Annotated in this window: 28 protein-coding genes; all 28 read right to left on the reverse strand. The window is 35.3% G+C overall.

From position 1 onward, the window contains the following. Window positions 1–4 precede the first annotated feature (4 nt). The 28 genes from rpsD to fusA all read right to left on the reverse strand — a co-directional run bounded on the left by rpsD (window position 5) and on the right by fusA (window position 14,674). A complete protein-coding gene (gene rpsD / locus AB3G39_RS16010) occupies window positions 5–610 on the reverse strand; it encodes a 30S ribosomal protein S4 (RefSeq protein ID WP_187017215.1) in 606 nt (201 codons plus the stop codon). A gap of 90 nt (window positions 611–700) precedes the next feature. Then, entirely contained in the window at window positions 701–1,084 is a 384-nt protein-coding gene (gene rpsK / locus AB3G39_RS16015; RefSeq protein WP_024981527.1) for a 30S ribosomal protein S11, read from the reverse strand. A gap of 8 nt (window positions 1,085–1,092) precedes the next feature. Further along, on the reverse strand, window positions 1,093–1,467 hold the full coding sequence (rpsM, locus tag AB3G39_RS16020) for a 30S ribosomal protein S13 (RefSeq protein ID WP_073210387.1): 375 nt from the start codon (window positions 1,465–1,467) through the stop codon (window positions 1,093–1,095). Between the two features lie 2 nt (window positions 1,468–1,469). Continuing rightward, window positions 1,470–1,586: a type B 50S ribosomal protein L36 gene (gene ykgO / locus AB3G39_RS16025; protein WP_008992256.1), complete on the reverse strand. Its 117-nt coding sequence runs from the start codon at window positions 1,584–1,586 to the stop codon at window positions 1,470–1,472. A 12-nt stretch (window positions 1,587–1,598) separates the two neighbouring features. Beyond that, window positions 1,599–1,814 (reverse strand): translation initiation factor IF-1, encoded by a 216-nt coding sequence (gene infA / locus AB3G39_RS16030; RefSeq protein ID WP_007136545.1) that lies wholly within the window; start codon window positions 1,812–1,814, stop codon window positions 1,599–1,601. A 4-nt stretch (window positions 1,815–1,818) separates the two neighbouring features. Further along, window positions 1,819–3,165 (reverse strand): preprotein translocase subunit SecY, encoded by a 1,347-nt coding sequence (gene secY / locus AB3G39_RS16035; protein WP_367773562.1) that lies wholly within the window; start codon window positions 3,163–3,165, stop codon window positions 1,819–1,821. 11 nt (window positions 3,166–3,176) lie between these two features. Then, window positions 3,177–3,629, reverse strand: a complete 453-nt coding sequence (gene rplO, locus AB3G39_RS16040) for a 50S ribosomal protein L15 (protein WP_367757213.1) — start codon at window positions 3,627–3,629, stop codon at window positions 3,177–3,179. 11 nt (window positions 3,630–3,640) lie between these two features. Beyond that, entirely contained in the window at window positions 3,641–3,823 is a 183-nt protein-coding gene (rpmD, locus tag AB3G39_RS16045; protein ID WP_187010092.1) for a 50S ribosomal protein L30, read from the reverse strand. 12 nt (window positions 3,824–3,835) lie between these two features. After that, entirely contained in the window at window positions 3,836–4,363 is a 528-nt protein-coding gene (gene rpsE / locus AB3G39_RS16050; RefSeq protein WP_187017211.1) for a 30S ribosomal protein S5, read from the reverse strand. A 6-nt stretch (window positions 4,364–4,369) separates the two neighbouring features. Then, window positions 4,370–4,720 carry a 50S ribosomal protein L18 gene (gene rplR, locus AB3G39_RS16055; protein WP_369769612.1) on the reverse strand — a complete coding sequence of 117 codons (351 nt, stop codon included), beginning with the start codon at window positions 4,718–4,720 and terminating at the stop codon, window positions 4,370–4,372. Between the two features lie 11 nt (window positions 4,721–4,731). Beyond that, window positions 4,732–5,274, reverse strand: a complete 543-nt coding sequence (gene rplF, locus AB3G39_RS16060) for a 50S ribosomal protein L6 (RefSeq protein WP_369769613.1) — start codon at window positions 5,272–5,274, stop codon at window positions 4,732–4,734. A gap of 15 nt (window positions 5,275–5,289) precedes the next feature. Continuing rightward, window positions 5,290–5,688: a 30S ribosomal protein S8 gene (gene rpsH / locus AB3G39_RS16065; RefSeq protein WP_072945389.1), complete on the reverse strand. Its 399-nt coding sequence runs from the start codon at window positions 5,686–5,688 to the stop codon at window positions 5,290–5,292. A gap of 71 nt (window positions 5,689–5,759) precedes the next feature. Further along, window positions 5,760–6,029: a 30S ribosomal protein S14 gene (rpsN, locus tag AB3G39_RS16070; RefSeq protein WP_126745308.1), complete on the reverse strand. Its 270-nt coding sequence runs from the start codon at window positions 6,027–6,029 to the stop codon at window positions 5,760–5,762. Window positions 6,030–6,032: 3 nt separating this feature from the next. Further along, window positions 6,033–6,584, reverse strand: a complete 552-nt coding sequence (gene rplE, locus AB3G39_RS16075; RefSeq protein WP_367757206.1) for a 50S ribosomal protein L5 — start codon at window positions 6,582–6,584, stop codon at window positions 6,033–6,035. A gap of 2 nt (window positions 6,585–6,586) precedes the next feature. Further along, window positions 6,587–6,901, reverse strand: coding sequence for a 50S ribosomal protein L24 (gene rplX, locus AB3G39_RS16080; protein ID WP_026707009.1), 315 nt, complete (start codon window positions 6,899–6,901; stop codon window positions 6,587–6,589). Between the two features lie 11 nt (window positions 6,902–6,912). Further along, entirely contained in the window at window positions 6,913–7,281 is a 369-nt protein-coding gene (gene rplN, locus AB3G39_RS16085; RefSeq protein WP_007136556.1) for a 50S ribosomal protein L14, read from the reverse strand. Between the two features lie 2 nt (window positions 7,282–7,283). Beyond that, entirely contained in the window at window positions 7,284–7,544 is a 261-nt protein-coding gene (gene rpsQ, locus AB3G39_RS16090) for a 30S ribosomal protein S17 (RefSeq protein WP_016989323.1), read from the reverse strand. 17 nt (window positions 7,545–7,561) lie between these two features. Next, complete coding sequence (rpmC, locus tag AB3G39_RS16095; protein WP_035668115.1) at window positions 7,562–7,753, reverse strand: 50S ribosomal protein L29; 192 nt, start codon at window positions 7,751–7,753, stop codon at window positions 7,562–7,564. A gap of 13 nt (window positions 7,754–7,766) precedes the next feature. Further along, the gene (rplP, locus tag AB3G39_RS16100) at window positions 7,767–8,192 is read right to left on the reverse strand and encodes a 50S ribosomal protein L16 (RefSeq protein WP_367757203.1); all 426 of its coding nucleotides are present in this window, start codon (window positions 8,190–8,192) and stop codon (window positions 7,767–7,769) included. 18 nt (window positions 8,193–8,210) lie between these two features. Further along, a complete protein-coding gene (gene rpsC, locus AB3G39_RS16105; RefSeq protein ID WP_026707012.1) occupies window positions 8,211–8,960 on the reverse strand; it encodes a 30S ribosomal protein S3 in 750 nt (249 codons plus the stop codon). Between the two features lie 6 nt (window positions 8,961–8,966). After that, window positions 8,967–9,377, reverse strand: a complete 411-nt coding sequence (gene rplV, locus AB3G39_RS16110) for a 50S ribosomal protein L22 (protein WP_007136561.1) — start codon at window positions 9,375–9,377, stop codon at window positions 8,967–8,969. Window positions 9,378–9,383: 6 nt separating this feature from the next. Further along, the gene (rpsS, locus tag AB3G39_RS16115) at window positions 9,384–9,662 is read right to left on the reverse strand and encodes a 30S ribosomal protein S19 (protein WP_007136562.1); all 279 of its coding nucleotides are present in this window, start codon (window positions 9,660–9,662) and stop codon (window positions 9,384–9,386) included. Window positions 9,663–9,668: 6 nt separating this feature from the next. Then, on the reverse strand, window positions 9,669–10,493 hold the full coding sequence (rplB, locus tag AB3G39_RS16120; RefSeq protein WP_035668122.1) for a 50S ribosomal protein L2: 825 nt from the start codon (window positions 10,491–10,493) through the stop codon (window positions 9,669–9,671). A 9-nt stretch (window positions 10,494–10,502) separates the two neighbouring features. Further along, window positions 10,503–10,793 (reverse strand): 50S ribosomal protein L23, encoded by a 291-nt coding sequence (rplW, locus tag AB3G39_RS16125; protein WP_026707015.1) that lies wholly within the window; start codon window positions 10,791–10,793, stop codon window positions 10,503–10,505. A 6-nt stretch (window positions 10,794–10,799) separates the two neighbouring features. After that, on the reverse strand, window positions 10,800–11,429 hold the full coding sequence (gene rplD, locus AB3G39_RS16130; protein WP_367773559.1) for a 50S ribosomal protein L4: 630 nt from the start codon (window positions 11,427–11,429) through the stop codon (window positions 10,800–10,802). After that, window positions 11,429–12,046, reverse strand: coding sequence for a 50S ribosomal protein L3 (gene rplC, locus AB3G39_RS16135; RefSeq protein WP_367757197.1), 618 nt, complete (start codon window positions 12,044–12,046; stop codon window positions 11,429–11,431). The genes rplD and rplC overlap by 1 nt, the downstream gene beginning before the upstream one ends. A gap of 154 nt (window positions 12,047–12,200) precedes the next feature. After that, window positions 12,201–12,506, reverse strand: coding sequence for a 30S ribosomal protein S10 (gene rpsJ, locus AB3G39_RS16140; protein WP_011963470.1), 306 nt, complete (start codon window positions 12,504–12,506; stop codon window positions 12,201–12,203). A gap of 11 nt (window positions 12,507–12,517) precedes the next feature. Beyond that, on the reverse strand, window positions 12,518–14,674 hold the full coding sequence (fusA, locus tag AB3G39_RS16145; RefSeq protein WP_369769614.1) for an elongation factor G: 2,157 nt from the start codon (window positions 14,672–14,674) through the stop codon (window positions 12,518–12,520). Between the last annotated feature and the right edge of the window lie 5 nt (window positions 14,675–14,679).

Consider the following 14,679-nt stretch of genomic DNA (forward strand, 5'->3'; position numbering starts at 1 on the left):
ATTATTATTTGTTGTACAACTCTACGATTAATTGTTCTTTAATGTTTTCTGGAATTTGAAGTCTAGCTGGTACAGTTACAAAAGTACCTTCTTTAACATCATTATTCCAAGTAATCCATTCATAAACATGACTTGAATTAGATAAAGAACGTTCGATAGCTTCTAATGATTTAGATTTTTCACGAACAGCAACTTTATCACCAGGTTTAAGGTGGTAAGAAGCAATATTTACTACATCACCATTTACAGTGATATGCCTGTGAGAAACTAATTGTCTAGCGCCTCTTCTAGAAGGAGCAATACCCATTCTAAATACAACGTTATCTAATCTTGCCTCACATAATTGTAAAAGAACTTCACCAGTAACACCTTTAGTAGCTGATGCTTTTTTGAATAAACCTCTGAATTGTTTTTCTAAAATTCCGTAAGAATATTTAGCTTTTTGCTTTTCCATTAACTGGATTGCATATTCAGATTTTTTTCCTCTTTTTTTAGCCATCCCGTGTTGTCCAGGTGGGTAATTTCTTTTTTCGAAAGATTTGTCATCTCCGAATATTGCTTCGCCAAATTTACGAGCAATTCTAGTTTTTGGACCAGTATATCTTGCCATTTCTAAAAATTAAATTAAGGTAGAGATTATGAATTCAGGTCATATCCTTCGATAATCGTATATTCTACCTAGTTATACTTAAATATATTATTAAACTCTACGTCTTTTTGGAGGACGACATCCGTTGTGAGGCATTGGAGTAACATCGATAATCTCTGTAACTTCAATTCCACCGTTATGCAAAGAACGGATAGCAGACTCACGTCCGTTTCCTGGTCCTTTAACATACACTTTCACTTTTTTAAGTCCTGCTTCAAGAGCTACTTTACTACAATCTTCTGCTGCCATTTGGGCTGCGTATGGAGTATTCTTTTTAGAACCTCTAAAACCCATTTTACCAGCTGAAGACCAAGAAATAACTTCACCTTTTTTGTTTGTCAAAGAAATGATGATGTTATTGAAGGTAGCAGAAATATGAGCTTCTCCCGTTGATTCAACGATAACTTTACGTTTTTTTGCAGTTGCTTTAGCCATATTACTTATTATTTAGTTGCTTTTTTCTTGTTAGCAACAGTTTTTCTTTTACCTTTTCTTGTTCTAGAGTTATTCTTAGTTCTTTGTCCTCTTAAAGGAAGACCAGTTCTATGACGGATACCTCTGTAACAACCAATATCCATTAAACGTTTGATGTTTAAAGAAACTTCAGAACGTAATTCTCCTTCAATTTTGAATGCTGATACAGCTTCACGAATTGCTCCGATCTCGTCATCATTCCAGTCTTGAACTTTTTTATCTTGGCTTACTTGAGCTTTTTCTAAAATCTCAATAGCTCTACTATTTCCTAATCCGAAGATGTAGGTAAGTGCTATAACACCTCTCTTGTTTTTCGGGATATCTACCCCTGCTATTCTTGCCATAACTATCCTTGTCTTTGTTTAAATCTAGGATTCTTTTTGTTTATAACGTACAATCTCCCTTTTCTACGCACAATTTTGCACTCGGGACTTCTCTTTTTTACTGATGCTCTAACTTTCATTGTGAATATCCTTTAATATCTATAAGTAATTCTTGCCTTTGACAAATCGTAAGGACTCATTTCTAGTTTCACTTTATCACCAGGTAATAATTTGATGTAATGCATACGCATTTTTCCAGAAATGTGAGCAATAACGATATGTCCATTCTCTAATTCTACACGGAACATCGCATTTGATAATGCTTCAATGATTGATCCGTCTTGTTCTATTGCTGATTGTTTTGCCATAAAATTAAGCTACTGCTTTTCTATTTTTTCCACTTTTCATTAAACCATCATAATGTTTGTTTAACAAGTATGAATTGATTTGTTGAATTGTATCTATTGCAACACCAACCATAATGATTAATGAGGTACCCCCAAAAAACATTGCCCAAGATTGTTGAACATCCATAAGACTTACAACAATCGCTGGGAACACAGCTATTAGAGCAAGAAATAAAGATCCTGGGAAAGTTATCAAAGACATCACCTTGTCAAGAAAATCAGAAGTTTCAACTCCTGGTCTAACACCTGGAATAAAACCACCACTTCTTTTCAAATCATCAGACATCTTATTAGTAGGAACAGTAATCGCAGTATAAAAGTAAGTAAATACAACAATTAATGTTGCGAATACAAAATTATACCAAAAACCGAACATGTTACTAAAAGCACCAACAATAGACTGTGATGCATCAGATTTTGATAACCCAGCAACAGCAGCAGGAATAAACATAATTGCTTGAGCAAAGATAATAGGCATCACTCCTGAAGCATTAAGCTTCAAAGGAATCCATTGTCTATTACCACCCATTAAATCTTGTTCATAATCTCCTGAAGTAGTACGACGAGCGTACTGAACTGGTATTTTTCTAATTGCCATAGTCAATAAAACACAAGCAACAATAACCAATAACCAAATAATAATTTCGATAACCAATAACATTGGTCCTCCGTTGTTATTAGTAACCCTAGTTGTAAATTCTTGTATAAATGCCTGAGGAAATCTAGCAAGTATACCAACCATAATTAAAAGCGAAATACCATTTCCAATTCCTTTATCAGTTATTTTTTCTCCTAACCACATGGCAAAAATTGTACCTGTAACTAAGATAATTACTGAAGAAAATAAGAATTCAAAAGAATTAAACCCTAATAAAAATGCACTACTAGGTAAAGTTCTATATAGATTATAGATATATGTTGGTCCTTGTACTAAAGTAATAACTATAGTCAACCAACGTGTAATCTGATTAATCTTTTTTCTACCACTCTCTCCATCATTTTGAAGTTTTTGCAAATAAGGAATAGCAATTCCCATAAGTTGAACAACAATAGATGCAGAAATGTAAGGCATAATTCCTAAAGCAAAAACTGACGCTTTAGAGAAAGCTCCACCCGTAAACATGTCTAAGATAGATCCAATACCACTTTTGGTTTGGCCAGCTAAACTATTTAATTGTGTTGCATCGATTCCCGGAAGCGTAACGTGTGCTCCAAAACGATAAACTAAAAGCAGACCTAATGTGATTAGGATTCTGTTTTTTAGTTCTTCGATTTTCCAAACATTACTTATTGACTCAATAAATTTCTTCATAAATTGAAAAATTATATTGTTACAGCTTCTCCTCCAGCAGCTTCAATAGCAGCTTTTGCAGTAGCAGTAAATTTGTGAGCAGTTACTTTTAATTTTGCTTTCAATTCTCCTCTTCCTAAAATCTTAACGATTTCATTTTTAGTTGCCAAACGGTTAGCTACATAAGTTGTCATATCGACAGCATCTGTAATTATACCATTATCAACTAATAATTGAAGCGTATCTAGATTCACACCTTCGTAATCTTTACGATTGATGTTTGTAAAACCAAACTTAGGCACACGTCTTTGAAGTGGCATTTGCCCTCCTTCAAAACCAATCTTTTTAGAATATCCAGAACGAGATTTTGCTCCTTTGTGACCTCTTGCAGAAGTACCACCTTTTCCAGAACCTTCTCCTCTACCTAATCTCTTATTTTGATTGTGCGTTGCCCCTTCAGCTGGTTGTAAGTTACTTAAATTCATAACAGTATTTGTTATTTAGTTTCCTCTACAGAAACTAAGTGTTTAACTTTGTTTATCATCCCAAGGATTGCAGGGTTTGAGTCATGTTCTACAACTTGACCCATTTTACGTAGACCTAAAGCTTCTAATCCTCTTTTTTGATCAAGTGGACAGTTGATTTTACTTCTAACTTGTTTTACTAATAATTTAGCCATAATTTCCTTGAATTAACCTTTAAAAACTTTTTCTAAAGAAAGCCCTCTCTGTTTTGCAACAGTATAAGCACTTCTCATTTGTAATAAAGCATCAAAAGTTGCTTTTACTACGTTGTGAGGATTTGATGATCCTTGAGATTTAGATAATACATCGTGAATACCTACTGACTCAAGAACTGAACGAACAGCTCCACCAGCAATAACTCCTGTACCATGAGAGGCAGGAATTAAAAATACACGTGCACCACCAAATTTACCTTTTTGTTCGTGTGGTACTGATTGACCATTCAAAGGAATTTTTACTAAATTTTTCTTAGCATCTTCTACTGCTTTCGCAATTGCTTCAGAAACATCTTTAGATTTTCCTAATCCATGTCCTACAACACCATTTTCATCACCTACAACTACAATAGCAGAAAAACCAAAAGCTCTACCACCCTTTGTAACCTTAGTAACACGATTTACACTTACCAAACGATCTTTTAATTCAAGACCACTAGGCTTTACTAACTCTACATTCTTGTATTTACTATTAGACATACTATATTAGAATTTAAGTCCAGCCGCTCTCGCGCCTTCCGCTAATGATTTAATACGACCATGATATAAATAACCTCCTCTATCGAACGTTACTACATCTATTCCAGCTTTAATAGCTTTCTCAGCAACTAGTTTTCCAACAGCAGTTGCTACTTCAATGTTCGTACCTTTACCTATTTCTTTTTCTCTTGAAGAAGCAGCCAATAAAGTAACTCCGTTTACGTCATCAATAAGTTGAGCATAAATTTCTTTGTTACTTCTAAATACAGAAAGTCTTGGATTAGTAGCAGTACCACTAATTGATTTTCTAATTCTGAATCTAATTCTTTGTCTTCTTTCAGGTTTTGTTAATGACATAATCTTATTTTTTAAGCTGATTTACCTGCTTTTCTTCTTAATACTTCACCTACAAATTTAACACCTTTTCCTTTGTACGGCTCAGGCTTACGGAAAGCTCTAATTTTTGCCGCAACTTGACCTAAAAGTTGTTTGTCAAACGATGTTAGTTTAACAATTGGGTTTTTACCTTTTTCAGATATAGTTTCTAAATTTACTTCTGGAGCAATTTCTAAAACAATATTGTGAGAATATCCAAGAGCTAAATCTAATTTTTGTCCTTGATTAGAAGCTCTATAACCAACTCCTACCAATTCTAATGATTTTGTAAAACCGTCAGTTACACCGATAATCATGTTATTGATTAAAGATCTGTATAATCCGTGTTTTGCTCTTTGGTCTTTGTGATCAGACGATCTATCTACTTGAACTTGACCGTCTTCAACTGTTACAGTAACGTCCGAAAACTCCTGCGTTAGTTGACCATTTTTTCCTTTAACTGTAATAATACCGTCTTTAACTTCTACAGTTACACCAGCAGGGATTACAATTGGATTTTTACCTATTCTTGACATCTTATAGTCTTTTTATTAGTATACGTAACAAATTACTTCTCCACCAACATTAAGTTGTTTGGCTTTCTTTCCAGTCATCAAACCTTTTGATGTAGAAACAATAGCAATTCCTAATCCATTAAGGATTCTAGGAATAGAAGCTGAACTTGAATATTTACGTAAACCTGGTTTACTAATTCTTTGGATATCTTTAATTACTGACTCTTTAGTATCTTTATCATACTTCAAAGCAATTTTGATCGAACCCTGAACAGCGTTGTCTTCAAATTTGTAACTTAAGATATAACCTTGATCAAATAAGATCTTAGTTATTTCTTTTTTTAGATTAGATGCAGGGATTTCGACAACTTTGTGGTTTGCAGCCACAGCGTTTCTAACCCTTGTTAAATAATCTGCAATAGGATCTGTATACATATGTATTAATTTGCGATTATGGTTTTCTCCAGACTTTCTTTCGAACCTTTAACCAATTAAAATTCAATTTTTTACCAACTAGCTTTTTTAACACCTGGTATCAATCCATTATTAGCCATTTCACGAAATGTAACACGTGAAACACCGAATTGACGCATATACCCTCTTGGTCTACCTGTTAATTTACATCTATTATGCAAACGAACTGGTGAAGCATTTTTCGGTAATTTCTGCAAACCTACGAAATCTCCAGCTTCTAACAAAGCTTTTCTTTTCTCAGCATATTTAGCTACCGTTTTTTCTCTCTTAACCTCACGGGCTTTCATTGATTCTTTAGCCATATCTTAATTCTTTTTAAAAGGTAATCCTAATTCAGCCAATAATGACTTTGCTTCCTTATCAGTTTGAGCAGAAGTAACAAAAGTGATATCCATTCCAGATATTTTGTTTACTTTATCAATATCAATTTCTGGGAAAATGATTTGCTCTAAAACACCAAGGTTATAGTTTCCTCTTCCGTCGAAACCAGTAGCTTTAATACCACTGAAATCTCTAACACGTGGTAAAGCTGAAGTAATAAGTCTATCTAAAAACTCATACATTCTTTCTCCACGCAAAGTAACTTTTGCTCCAATTGGCATTCCCTTTCTCAATTTAAAAGACGCAACGTCTTTCTTTGAAATAGTAGATATTGCTTTTTGTCCAGTTATCTTTGTCAATTCATCAACCGCATAGTCGATTAATTTTTTATCAGAAACTGCTGCTCCAACTCCACGGCTTAAAACGATTTTCTCCAATTTAGGAACTTGCATTACGTTTACATATCCGTACTCTTCTGTAAGAGCAGAGATAACTCTACTCTTATATTCTTCTTTTAGTCTAGGTGTATATGCCATTACTATAGTACTTGATTAGATTTTTTTGAAAATCTTACTTTCTTATCTCCTTCAACTCTAACTCCAGTTCTAGTTGCTTCCTTAGTTTTAGGATCAATTAGAGAGATGTTAGAAATTTGAATAGAAGCTTCTTTTTTCACAATACCACCTTGAGGGCTTTTTGCACTTGGTTTCGTGTGTTTTGAAACCATGTTTACACCTTCAACGATTGCTTTGTTTTTCTCACGGTCAACACGTAATACTTTACCTTCTGATCCTTTGTGATCTCCAGCAATTACTCTTACGATGTCACCTGTTTTTATTTTTAGCTTTATCATCTTAAAACGAATTAAAGCACTTCTGGTGCTAATGATACAATTTTCATGAATTGTTTTTCACGAAGTTCTCTTGCTACCGGTCCAAAAACACGAGTTCCTCTCATTTCCCCTGCAGCGTTCAAAAGAACACATGCATTGTCATCGAAACGGATATAAGAACCATCGGCTCTTCTCACTTCTTTTCTGGTACGTACAACAACTGCAGTTGAAACAGCTCCTTTTTTAACGCTTCCGTTTGGAGTTGTATCTTTGATAGAAACTACAATCTTGTCACCAACAGAGGCATACCTTCTTTTGGTACCTCCTAAAACACGGATAGTTAAAACTTCCTTTGCTCCAGTGTTATCTGCTACTTTTAGTCTTGATTCTTGTTGTACCATAATTATTTAGCTCTTTCTAGGATTTCAACTAATCTCCAACATTTTGATTTACTTAAAGGACGCGTTTCGCTAATTCTTACAGTATCTCCAATGTTACAGTCGTTTGTTTCGTCGTGTGCAACGTATTTCTTTGTTTTCAACACGAACTTACCGTATAATGGGTGTTTTACTTTACGCACTTCTGCAACAACAATAGATTTATCCATTTTGTCCGAAGTTACAACACCAACTCTTTCTTTTCTTAAATTTCTTTTTTCTTCCATCTTTCAGCAGATTACAATTATTGTAACTCTCTTTTTGTAAGTTCAGTAGCTAATCTTGCAACTGTTCTTCTCACACTTCTAATTTGAAGTGGATTCTCAATTGGAGAAATAGCGTGAGCCATTTTTAGGTCGGCATATGCCTTCTTAGTTTGACTAAGTTTTTCTTGCAACTCCGCTGCAGAAAGATCTTTTATTTCTGATTGTTTCATAATATAATATAGATTATGCTTCGAAATCTCTAGCAATAACGAATTTAGTTTTTACTGGAAGCTTTTGAGCTGCAAGACGTAACGCCTCTTTTGCAACTGACAAAGGTACTCCTCCAATTTCAAACATAATTCTTCCGGGTTTAACAACGGCAGCCCAATACTCAACTGCTCCTTTACCTTTACCCATACGTACCTCAAGAGGCTTCTTAGTAATTGGTTTGTCTGGAAATATTTTGATCCATAATTGTCCCTCTCTTTTCATGAAACGTGTAGCAGCAATACGAGCTGCTTCAATTTGACGAGAAGTTAAAAACATTCCATCTTCATGTACAGATTTAATACCAAACATTCCATTAGAAAGTTCATGCCCTCTTCCAGAGTTCCCTTTCATTTTACCTTTTTGTACCTTACGGTATTTTGTTCTTTTAGGCTGTAACATTTTTCTTTAATTTAAAAATTACTTTCTTTTACGAGCGTCTGGCTTTCCACCTTTATTAAAGTTAGATTTCCCACGAGGAGAATCTCCACCTTTTCCGCCAGATTGTTTCTTGTCCATTCCAGCAAGCGGAGAAAGATCTCTCTTTCCGTAAACTTCACCTTTCATGATCCACACTTTGATACCCATTCTACCATAAGTAGTATGCGCTTCAGCTAATGCATAATCAATATCGGCTCTGAAAGTTGATAAAGGAACTCTTCCTTCTTTGAAACCTTCTGAACGTGCCATCTCAGCACCATTCAAACGACCAGAAATCAAAACTTTGATACCTTCAGCGTTCATACGCATAGAAGCAGCAATAGCCATTTTGATTGCACGTCTGTAAGAAATACGGCTTTCGATTTGACGACAGATGCTTGTAGCAACTAGATACGCGTCAAGTTCAGGTCTTTTAATTTCAAAGATGTTGATTTGAACCTCTTTGTCAGTAATTTTCTTAAGTTCTTCTTTTAACTTGTCTACCTCTTGTCCACCTTTTCCGATAATGATACCAGGTCTAGCAGTAGTGATAGTAACGGTTACAAGTTTCAAAGTTCTCTCGATGATTACTTTTGATACACTAGCTTTTGATAAACGAGCATGGATATACTTTCTGATTTTGTGATCTTCGGCAAGTTTATCACCATAATCATTTCCACCATACCAGTTTGAGTCCCATCCTCTGATGATACCAAGTCTATTTCCAATTGGATTTGTCTTTTGTCCCATCTTGTATTAAATTGCTTGTGTGTTATTAATAGATCCAAGCACGATTGTTACGTGATTAGAACGTTTTCTAATTCTGTGTGCACGACCCTGTGGAGCTGGACGAAGTCTTTTCAACATCATTCCACCATCTACTGTAATCGTTTTAACAAATAAACCTGCTTCTTCCATATTAGCGTCAGGGTTTTTTGCTTGCCAGTTGGCAATTACAGATAAAACCAATTTTTCTAATTTTCTTGAAGCTTCTTTAGAACTAAATCTTAAGATGTTTAGTGCTCTTTCTACCTTCTGACCTCTTACCAAGTCCGCTACTAAGCGCATTTTTCTAGGTGAAGTAGGGCAGTTATTCAATTTCGCGAAAGCAATAGACTTATTAGCCTCTTTTCTCGCATCTGCTGTTTCTCTTTTACGAACTCCCATTGCTTCTTATTTTTTACCTTTATTTTTTGCTCCAGCATGACCTCTAAAAGATCTAGTTGGTGAAAATTCTCCTAATTTGTGACCTACCATGTTTTCTGTTACGTAAACTGGTACAAATTGACGACCGTTATGAACTGCGATAGTTTGCCCAACGAAGTCTGGAGTAATCATAGAAGCTCTAGACCAAGTCTTTACTACTCCTTTATTCCCACCAGCGATGTTTTCTTGAACTTTCTTGTCTAACTTATAATGAACGAAAGGTCCTTTTTTTAATGAACGTGCCATATCTTATTATTTCTTTCTACGTTCTACGATATACTTGTTACTCGGGTTTTTCTTAGAACGAGTTCTATAACCTTTTGCTGGTATTCCATTTCTTGAACGTGGATGTCCACCAGAAGAACGTCCTTCACCACCACCCATTGGGTGATCGACAGGGTTCATTGCTACAGGTCTTGTTCTAGGTCTTCTACCTAACCATCTTGTTCTACCTGCTTTACCAGATACAACTAATTGGTGGTCTGAATTAGAAACAGCTCCAATTGTAGCAGAACAAGTCAACAAGATTAATCTTGTTTCACCTGAAGGCATTTTAATTGTAGCATATTTTCCATCTCTTGCCATCAATTGAGCAAATGTTCCAGCAGAACGAGCAATTACAGCCCCTTGTCCTGGTCTCAATTCGATACAAGAAATTACAGTTCCTAGTGGAACTCTACTTAAAGGTAATGTATTTCCAATTTCAGGTTGAGATTCTGGACCAGAAACTAATTTCTGACCAACTTTCAATCCGTTTTGAGCAATTACATATGTTTTCTCACCATCAGCGTAAGCTAATAAAGCGATAAACGCAGTACGATTTGGATCATATTCGATTGATTTAACCGTAGCAGGAATTCCTTCTTTAGTACGTTTAAAATCAATAATACGATATCTCTGCTTGTGACCACCACCCGTATAACGCATGGTCATCTTTCCTTGACTATTTCTACCTCCAGAGTTTTTTATCGGCGCTATCAAAGAGCGTTCCGGCTTATCAGTTGTAATGGCGTCATAACCATTCACAACTCTAAATCGCTGACCTGGGGTAATAGGTTTTAATTTTCTTACTGACATTTTTCTATCTTAGATATTGTTGTAAAAATCAATTGTTTCTCCTTCTTTTACTTGAACAATTGCTTTCTTAATTGCATTTGTTTTTCCAGTAATTAAACCACTTTTAGTGTATTTTGTAGTTCTATCCGGCCTTACGTTCATCGTGTTAACACTCAAAATAGTTACTCCATAAGCAGCTTCAACAGCTTTCTTAATCTCAACTTTATTTGCTTTTTTATTAACAACGAATCCGAAGCGGTTTAAAACTTCACTTTCTTTGGTTACTTTTTCTGTTACTATAGGTTTAATTATGATGCTCATATCCTATTATTTACTTAAATTTTCTTCAATTATCTCCAAAGAACTCTCTAAAAGAACTAAGTTATTTGCATTTAAAATAGCGTAAGTGCTTAATTCTAAGCTACTTACTACGCTAGAGGCCTTTAAATTGCGTGAGGACAAATATACATTTTTATTCGTATCGCCCAACACAAATAGAGATTTTTTATTATCCAACTCTAAAGCTTTCAAAACATTAATGAAATTTTTAGTGTTTGGAGTTTCAAAACTAAAGTCTTCAAGAACGATAATATTTGACTCTTTTGCTTTAATAGAGAAAGCTGATTTTCTTGCCAAACGCTTCAAGCTTTTATTCAATTTAAATGAATAACTTCTTGGTCTTGGTCCAAAAACCGTTCCTCCACCTTTAAACAATGGATTCTTTGCACTACCCGCACGAGCAGTACCAGTTCCTTTTTGTTTTTTAATCTTACGTGTACTTCCCGCAACTTCAGCTCTTTCTTTAGCCTTGTGCGTTCCTTGTCTTTGATTAGCTAAATATTGCTTAACATCAAGGTATACAGCGTGATTATTTGGTTCAATTGCGAATACTGAATCAGAAAGTTGAACTTTTCTGCCAGTATCTTTTCCGTTGAAATCTAATACTTTTACTTCCATTACTTGTGAATGATTACATAAGAGTTGTTATGACCAGGAACACATCCTTTAATAACAAGTAGATTCTTCTCAGTAACTACTTTTAAAACTCTAAGGTTTTGAACGTTTACATTTTCTCCTCCCATACGTCCAGCCATACGCATTCCTTTGAATACTCTAGATGGATAAGAAGAAGCCCCTACAGAACCTGGCGCTCTTAAACGGTTATGTTGACCATGAGTTGCTTGACCAACACCACCAAAACCGTGACGTTTTACAACCCCTTGAAAACCTTTACCTTTAGATACACCTTGTACATCTACAAATTCTCCTTCAACAAACATAGAGACATCAATAAGATCCCCTAGTTTTTGTTCTGTTGCAAAATTTTGGAATTCAACGACTTTTTTCTTAGCTACAGTTCCCGCTTTTTTAAAGTGACCTAAAGCCGCTTTTGTGGAATGTTTCTCGTTTTTGTCATCGAAACCAAGTTGCAACGCTTCGTACCCGTCAACACCTTTGGTTCTGACTTGGGTAACAACACATGGACCAGCTTGAATTACCGTACAAGGAATGTTCTTCCCGTTCTCATCAAAGATGCTAGTCATGCCGATTTTTTTACCAATTAACCCAGACATAAATATTAATTATTAATTATTAAATATAAAAATAGAACACATCATTTAAGTGAACCCTTATTTTTAAAGTGGTGCAAAAGTATAACTTATTTACACACAATCCAAAAAAAGTTTTCACTTAAACAAAGTGCCCTTAATTTTCCTTAGAAGATACTTAAACTTTGATTTCTACTTCAACTCCACTAGGCAATTCTAATTTCATTAAAGCATCGATAGTTTTAGATGAAGATGAATAAATATCAATTAATCTCTTATATGACATTACTTCAAATTGTTCTCTCGCTTTTTTATTAACGTGTGGAGAACGTAGCACTGTGAAAAGTTTTTTGTGAGTTGGTAATGGAATTGGTCCCGTAACTACTGCACCAGTACTTTTTACTGTTTTTACAATCTTCTCAGCAGACTTGTCTACCAACATGTGATCGTAAGATTTTAATTTTATTCTGATTTTTTGACTCATTTTCTTAAAGATTAAGCGTTTCCTTTTGCTTTTTTGATAACCGCTTCAGATATATTTGAAGGCGTTTCTGCGTAGTGTGAAAATTCCATTGTTGAAGTTGCACGACCTGAAGATAAAGTTCTTAATGTAGTAACATATCCAAACATCTCAGATAAAGGTACATCCGCTTTAATTGTTTTCGCACCTGCTCTATCACCCATGTCATTAACCTGTCCTCTACGACGGTTGATATCACCTACGATATCCCCCATGTTTTCTTCTGGTGTAATAACTTCCATTTTCATGATAGGCTCAAGAATTACAGCACCAGCAGCCTTAGCCACTTCTCTGTATCCCATTCTGGCAGCTAACTCAAAAGAAAGCGCATCAGAATCCACAGGGTGAAAAGATCCATCCAAAAGAGTTACTTTCAAACTATCTACTTGGTATCCCGCTAAAGGACCAGTTTTCATAGCTTCTCTGAAACCTTTTTCAACAGATGGTATATATTCTTTAGGAACGTTACCACCTTTTACAGCATTAATAAACTGCAAACCAACAGGAGTTTTACCATCCACTTCATCAGCAGGCTCTAATCTAAATACGATATCACCGAATTTACCACGACCTCCAGATTGTTTCTTATATGTCTCTCTATGTTGAGCTTCTCTTGTAAAAGCTTCTTTATATTCAACTTGAGGCTCACCTTGGTTTACTTCAACTTTGAATTCACGACGCATTCTATCAACAAGGATATCTAAGTGAAGCTCACCCATACCCGAGATAATAGTTTGTCCTGAAGCTTCATCAGTTCTAACAGTAAATGTTGGATCTTCCTCAGCTAATTTAGCTAAAGCCATACCCATTTTATCAACGTCAGCTTTAGTTTTAGGTTCAATTGCAATACCAATTACTGGCGCAGGGAATTTCATTGACTCAAGAATAATTGGGTTTTTTTCATCACACAATGTATCTCCAGTTTTAATATCTTTAAATCCTACTGCCGCTCCAATATCACCCGCTTCGATATAATCGATTGGATTTTGCTTGTTAGCATGCATTTGATATATACGCGAGATTCTTTCTTTATTTCCTGAACGTGTGTTCAAAACATAAGAACCTGCATCTAAACGTCCTGAATAAGCACGGAAAAAAGCCAAACGACCTACGAATGGGTCAGTAGCAATTTTAAAAGCTAAAGCAGCAAATGGCTCTTTAACATCTGGCTTACGCAAAATTTTAGTTTGATCTTCTTCTAACAATTCAGCGTCGTCAGGATGAATCCCTTCGATACCGTCTTTATCCATTGGAGAAGGTAAATATTTACAAACAGCATCCAACATAAATTGAACACCTTTGTTTTTGAAAGAAGAACCAGCAATCATTGGAATGATAGCCATGTCCATTACAGCTGCTCTTAATGCAATGTTGATTTCTTCCTCAGTAATAGAGTTTTCATCTTCCATGAATTTCTCAAGCAAATTCTCATCATAATCAGCTACTGCTTCAATAAGAATTGATCTGTATTCTTTCACTTCTTCAAGCATATCTTCAGGAATAGGCACAATATCGTACGTTGCTCCTAAACCTTCTTCATGCCAAACAATAGCTTGGTTTTTCACTAAATCCACAACACCTTTGAAATCATTTTCTTCACCAATTGGCAAAGTGATTGCAACTGCATTAGATTTTAACATATCTCTTACTTGTTGACATACCATCAAAAAGTTAGATCCTTGTCTGTCCATTTTATTAACAAACCCAATACGTGGTACTCTATATTGATCAGCTAATCTCCAGTTAGTTTCCGATTGAGGCTCTACACCATCAACAGCACTAAATAAGAAAACTAAACCATCAAGAACACGTAAAGATCGGTTTACTTCAACTGTAAAGTCAACGTGTCCCGGGGTATCGATAATATTAAAGTGATACGGCAATGTTTCTGGTAACGGCTTACCTTGTGTAGTTGGAAAATTCCACTCACAAGTTGTCGCTGCAGAAGTAATTGTAATACCTCTTTCTTGCTCCTGAGCCATCCAGTCCATTGTAGCAGCACCATCATGTACTTCACCAATTTTGTGTGATTTCCCAGTATAAAAAAGAATACGCTCTGTTGTTGTTGTTTTACCAGCATCAATATGAGCAGCAATTCCAATATTTCTTGTATATTTTAAATTTCTAGCCATTTCTT

The sequence above is a fragment of the Flavobacterium sp. WC2416 genome (genome assembly GCF_041200095.1).
In the GTDB taxonomy this organism is placed as follows: domain Bacteria; phylum Bacteroidota; class Bacteroidia; order Flavobacteriales; family Flavobacteriaceae; genus Flavobacterium.

What these genes read in the sequence shown, in the direction of transcription:
- rpsD (WP_187017215.1), bottom strand. Translation starts at nt 610, where the DNA reads ATGGCAAGATATACTGGTCCAAAAACTAGAATTGCTCGTAAATTTGGC.
- rpsK (WP_024981527.1), bottom strand. Translation starts at nt 1,084, where the DNA reads ATGGCTAAAGCAACTGCAAAAAAACGTAAAGTTATCGTTGAATCAACG.
- rpsM (WP_073210387.1), bottom strand. Translation starts at nt 1,467, where the DNA reads ATGGCAAGAATAGCAGGGGTAGATATCCCGAAAAACAAGAGAGGTGTT.
- ykgO (WP_008992256.1), bottom strand. Translation starts at nt 1,586, where the DNA reads ATGAAAGTTAGAGCATCAGTAAAAAAGAGAAGTCCCGAGTGCAAAATT.
- infA (WP_007136545.1), bottom strand. Translation starts at nt 1,814, where the DNA reads ATGGCAAAACAATCAGCAATAGAACAAGACGGATCAATCATTGAAGCA.
- secY (WP_367773562.1), bottom strand. Translation starts at nt 3,165, where the DNA reads ATGAAGAAATTTATTGAGTCAATAAGTAATGTTTGGAAAATCGAAGAA.
- rplO (WP_367757213.1), bottom strand. Translation starts at nt 3,629, where the DNA reads ATGAATTTAAGTAACTTACAACCAGCTGAAGGGGCAACGCACAATCAA.
- rpmD (WP_187010092.1), bottom strand. Translation starts at nt 3,823, where the DNA reads ATGGCTAAATTATTAGTAAAACAAGTTAGAAGTAAAATCAACTGTCCA.
- rpsE (WP_187017211.1), bottom strand. Translation starts at nt 4,363, where the DNA reads ATGTCTAATAGTAAATACAAGAATGTAGAGTTAGTAAAGCCTAGTGGT.
- rplR (WP_369769612.1), bottom strand. Translation starts at nt 4,720, where the DNA reads ATGTCATTAACAAAACCTGAAAGAAGACAAAGAATTAGATTCAGAATT.
- rplF (WP_369769613.1), bottom strand. Translation starts at nt 5,274, where the DNA reads ATGTCAAGAATAGGTAAAAATCCAATTGTAATCCCTGCTGGTGTAACT.
- rpsH (WP_072945389.1), bottom strand. Translation starts at nt 5,688, where the DNA reads ATGTATACAGATCCTATTGCAGATTATTTAACAAGGGTTAGAAACGCT.
- rpsN (WP_126745308.1), bottom strand. Translation starts at nt 6,029, where the DNA reads ATGGCTAAAGAATCAATGAAAGCCCGTGAGGTTAAGAGAGAAAAAACG.
- rplE (WP_367757206.1), bottom strand. Translation starts at nt 6,584, where the DNA reads ATGGCATATACACCTAGACTAAAAGAAGAATATAAGAGTAGAGTTATC.
- rplX (WP_026707009.1), bottom strand. Translation starts at nt 6,901, where the DNA reads ATGATAAAGCTAAAAATAAAAACAGGTGACATCGTAAGAGTAATTGCT.
- rplN (WP_007136556.1), bottom strand. Translation starts at nt 7,281, where the DNA reads ATGGTACAACAAGAATCAAGACTAAAAGTAGCAGATAACACTGGAGCA.
- rpsQ (WP_016989323.1), bottom strand. Translation starts at nt 7,544, where the DNA reads ATGGAAGAAAAAAGAAATTTAAGAAAAGAAAGAGTTGGTGTTGTAACT.
- rpmC (WP_035668115.1), bottom strand. Translation starts at nt 7,753, where the DNA reads ATGAAACAATCAGAAATAAAAGATCTTTCTGCAGCGGAGTTGCAAGAA.
- rplP (WP_367757203.1), bottom strand. Translation starts at nt 8,192, where the DNA reads ATGTTACAGCCTAAAAGAACAAAATACCGTAAGGTACAAAAAGGTAAA.
- rpsC (WP_026707012.1), bottom strand. Translation starts at nt 8,960, where the DNA reads ATGGGACAAAAGACAAATCCAATTGGAAATAGACTTGGTATCATCAGA.
- rplV (WP_007136561.1), bottom strand. Translation starts at nt 9,377, where the DNA reads ATGGGAGTTCGTAAAAGAGAAACAGCAGATGCGAGAAAAGAGGCTAAT.
- rpsS (WP_007136562.1), bottom strand. Translation starts at nt 9,662, where the DNA reads ATGGCACGTTCATTAAAAAAAGGACCTTTCGTTCATTATAAGTTAGAC.
- rplB (WP_035668122.1), bottom strand. Translation starts at nt 10,493, where the DNA reads ATGTCAGTAAGAAAATTAAAACCTATTACCCCAGGTCAGCGATTTAGA.
- rplW (WP_026707015.1), bottom strand. Translation starts at nt 10,793, where the DNA reads ATGAGCATCATAATTAAACCTATAGTAACAGAAAAAGTAACCAAAGAA.
- rplD (WP_367773559.1), bottom strand. Translation starts at nt 11,429, where the DNA reads ATGGAAGTAAAAGTATTAGATTTCAACGGAAAAGATACTGGCAGAAAA.
- rplC (WP_367757197.1), bottom strand. Translation starts at nt 12,046, where the DNA reads ATGTCTGGGTTAATTGGTAAAAAAATCGGCATGACTAGCATCTTTGAT.
- rpsJ (WP_011963470.1), bottom strand. Translation starts at nt 12,506, where the DNA reads ATGAGTCAAAAAATCAGAATAAAATTAAAATCTTACGATCACATGTTG.
- fusA (WP_369769614.1), bottom strand. Translation starts at nt 14,674, where the DNA reads ATGGCTAGAAATTTAAAATATACAAGAAATATTGGAATTGCTGCTCAT.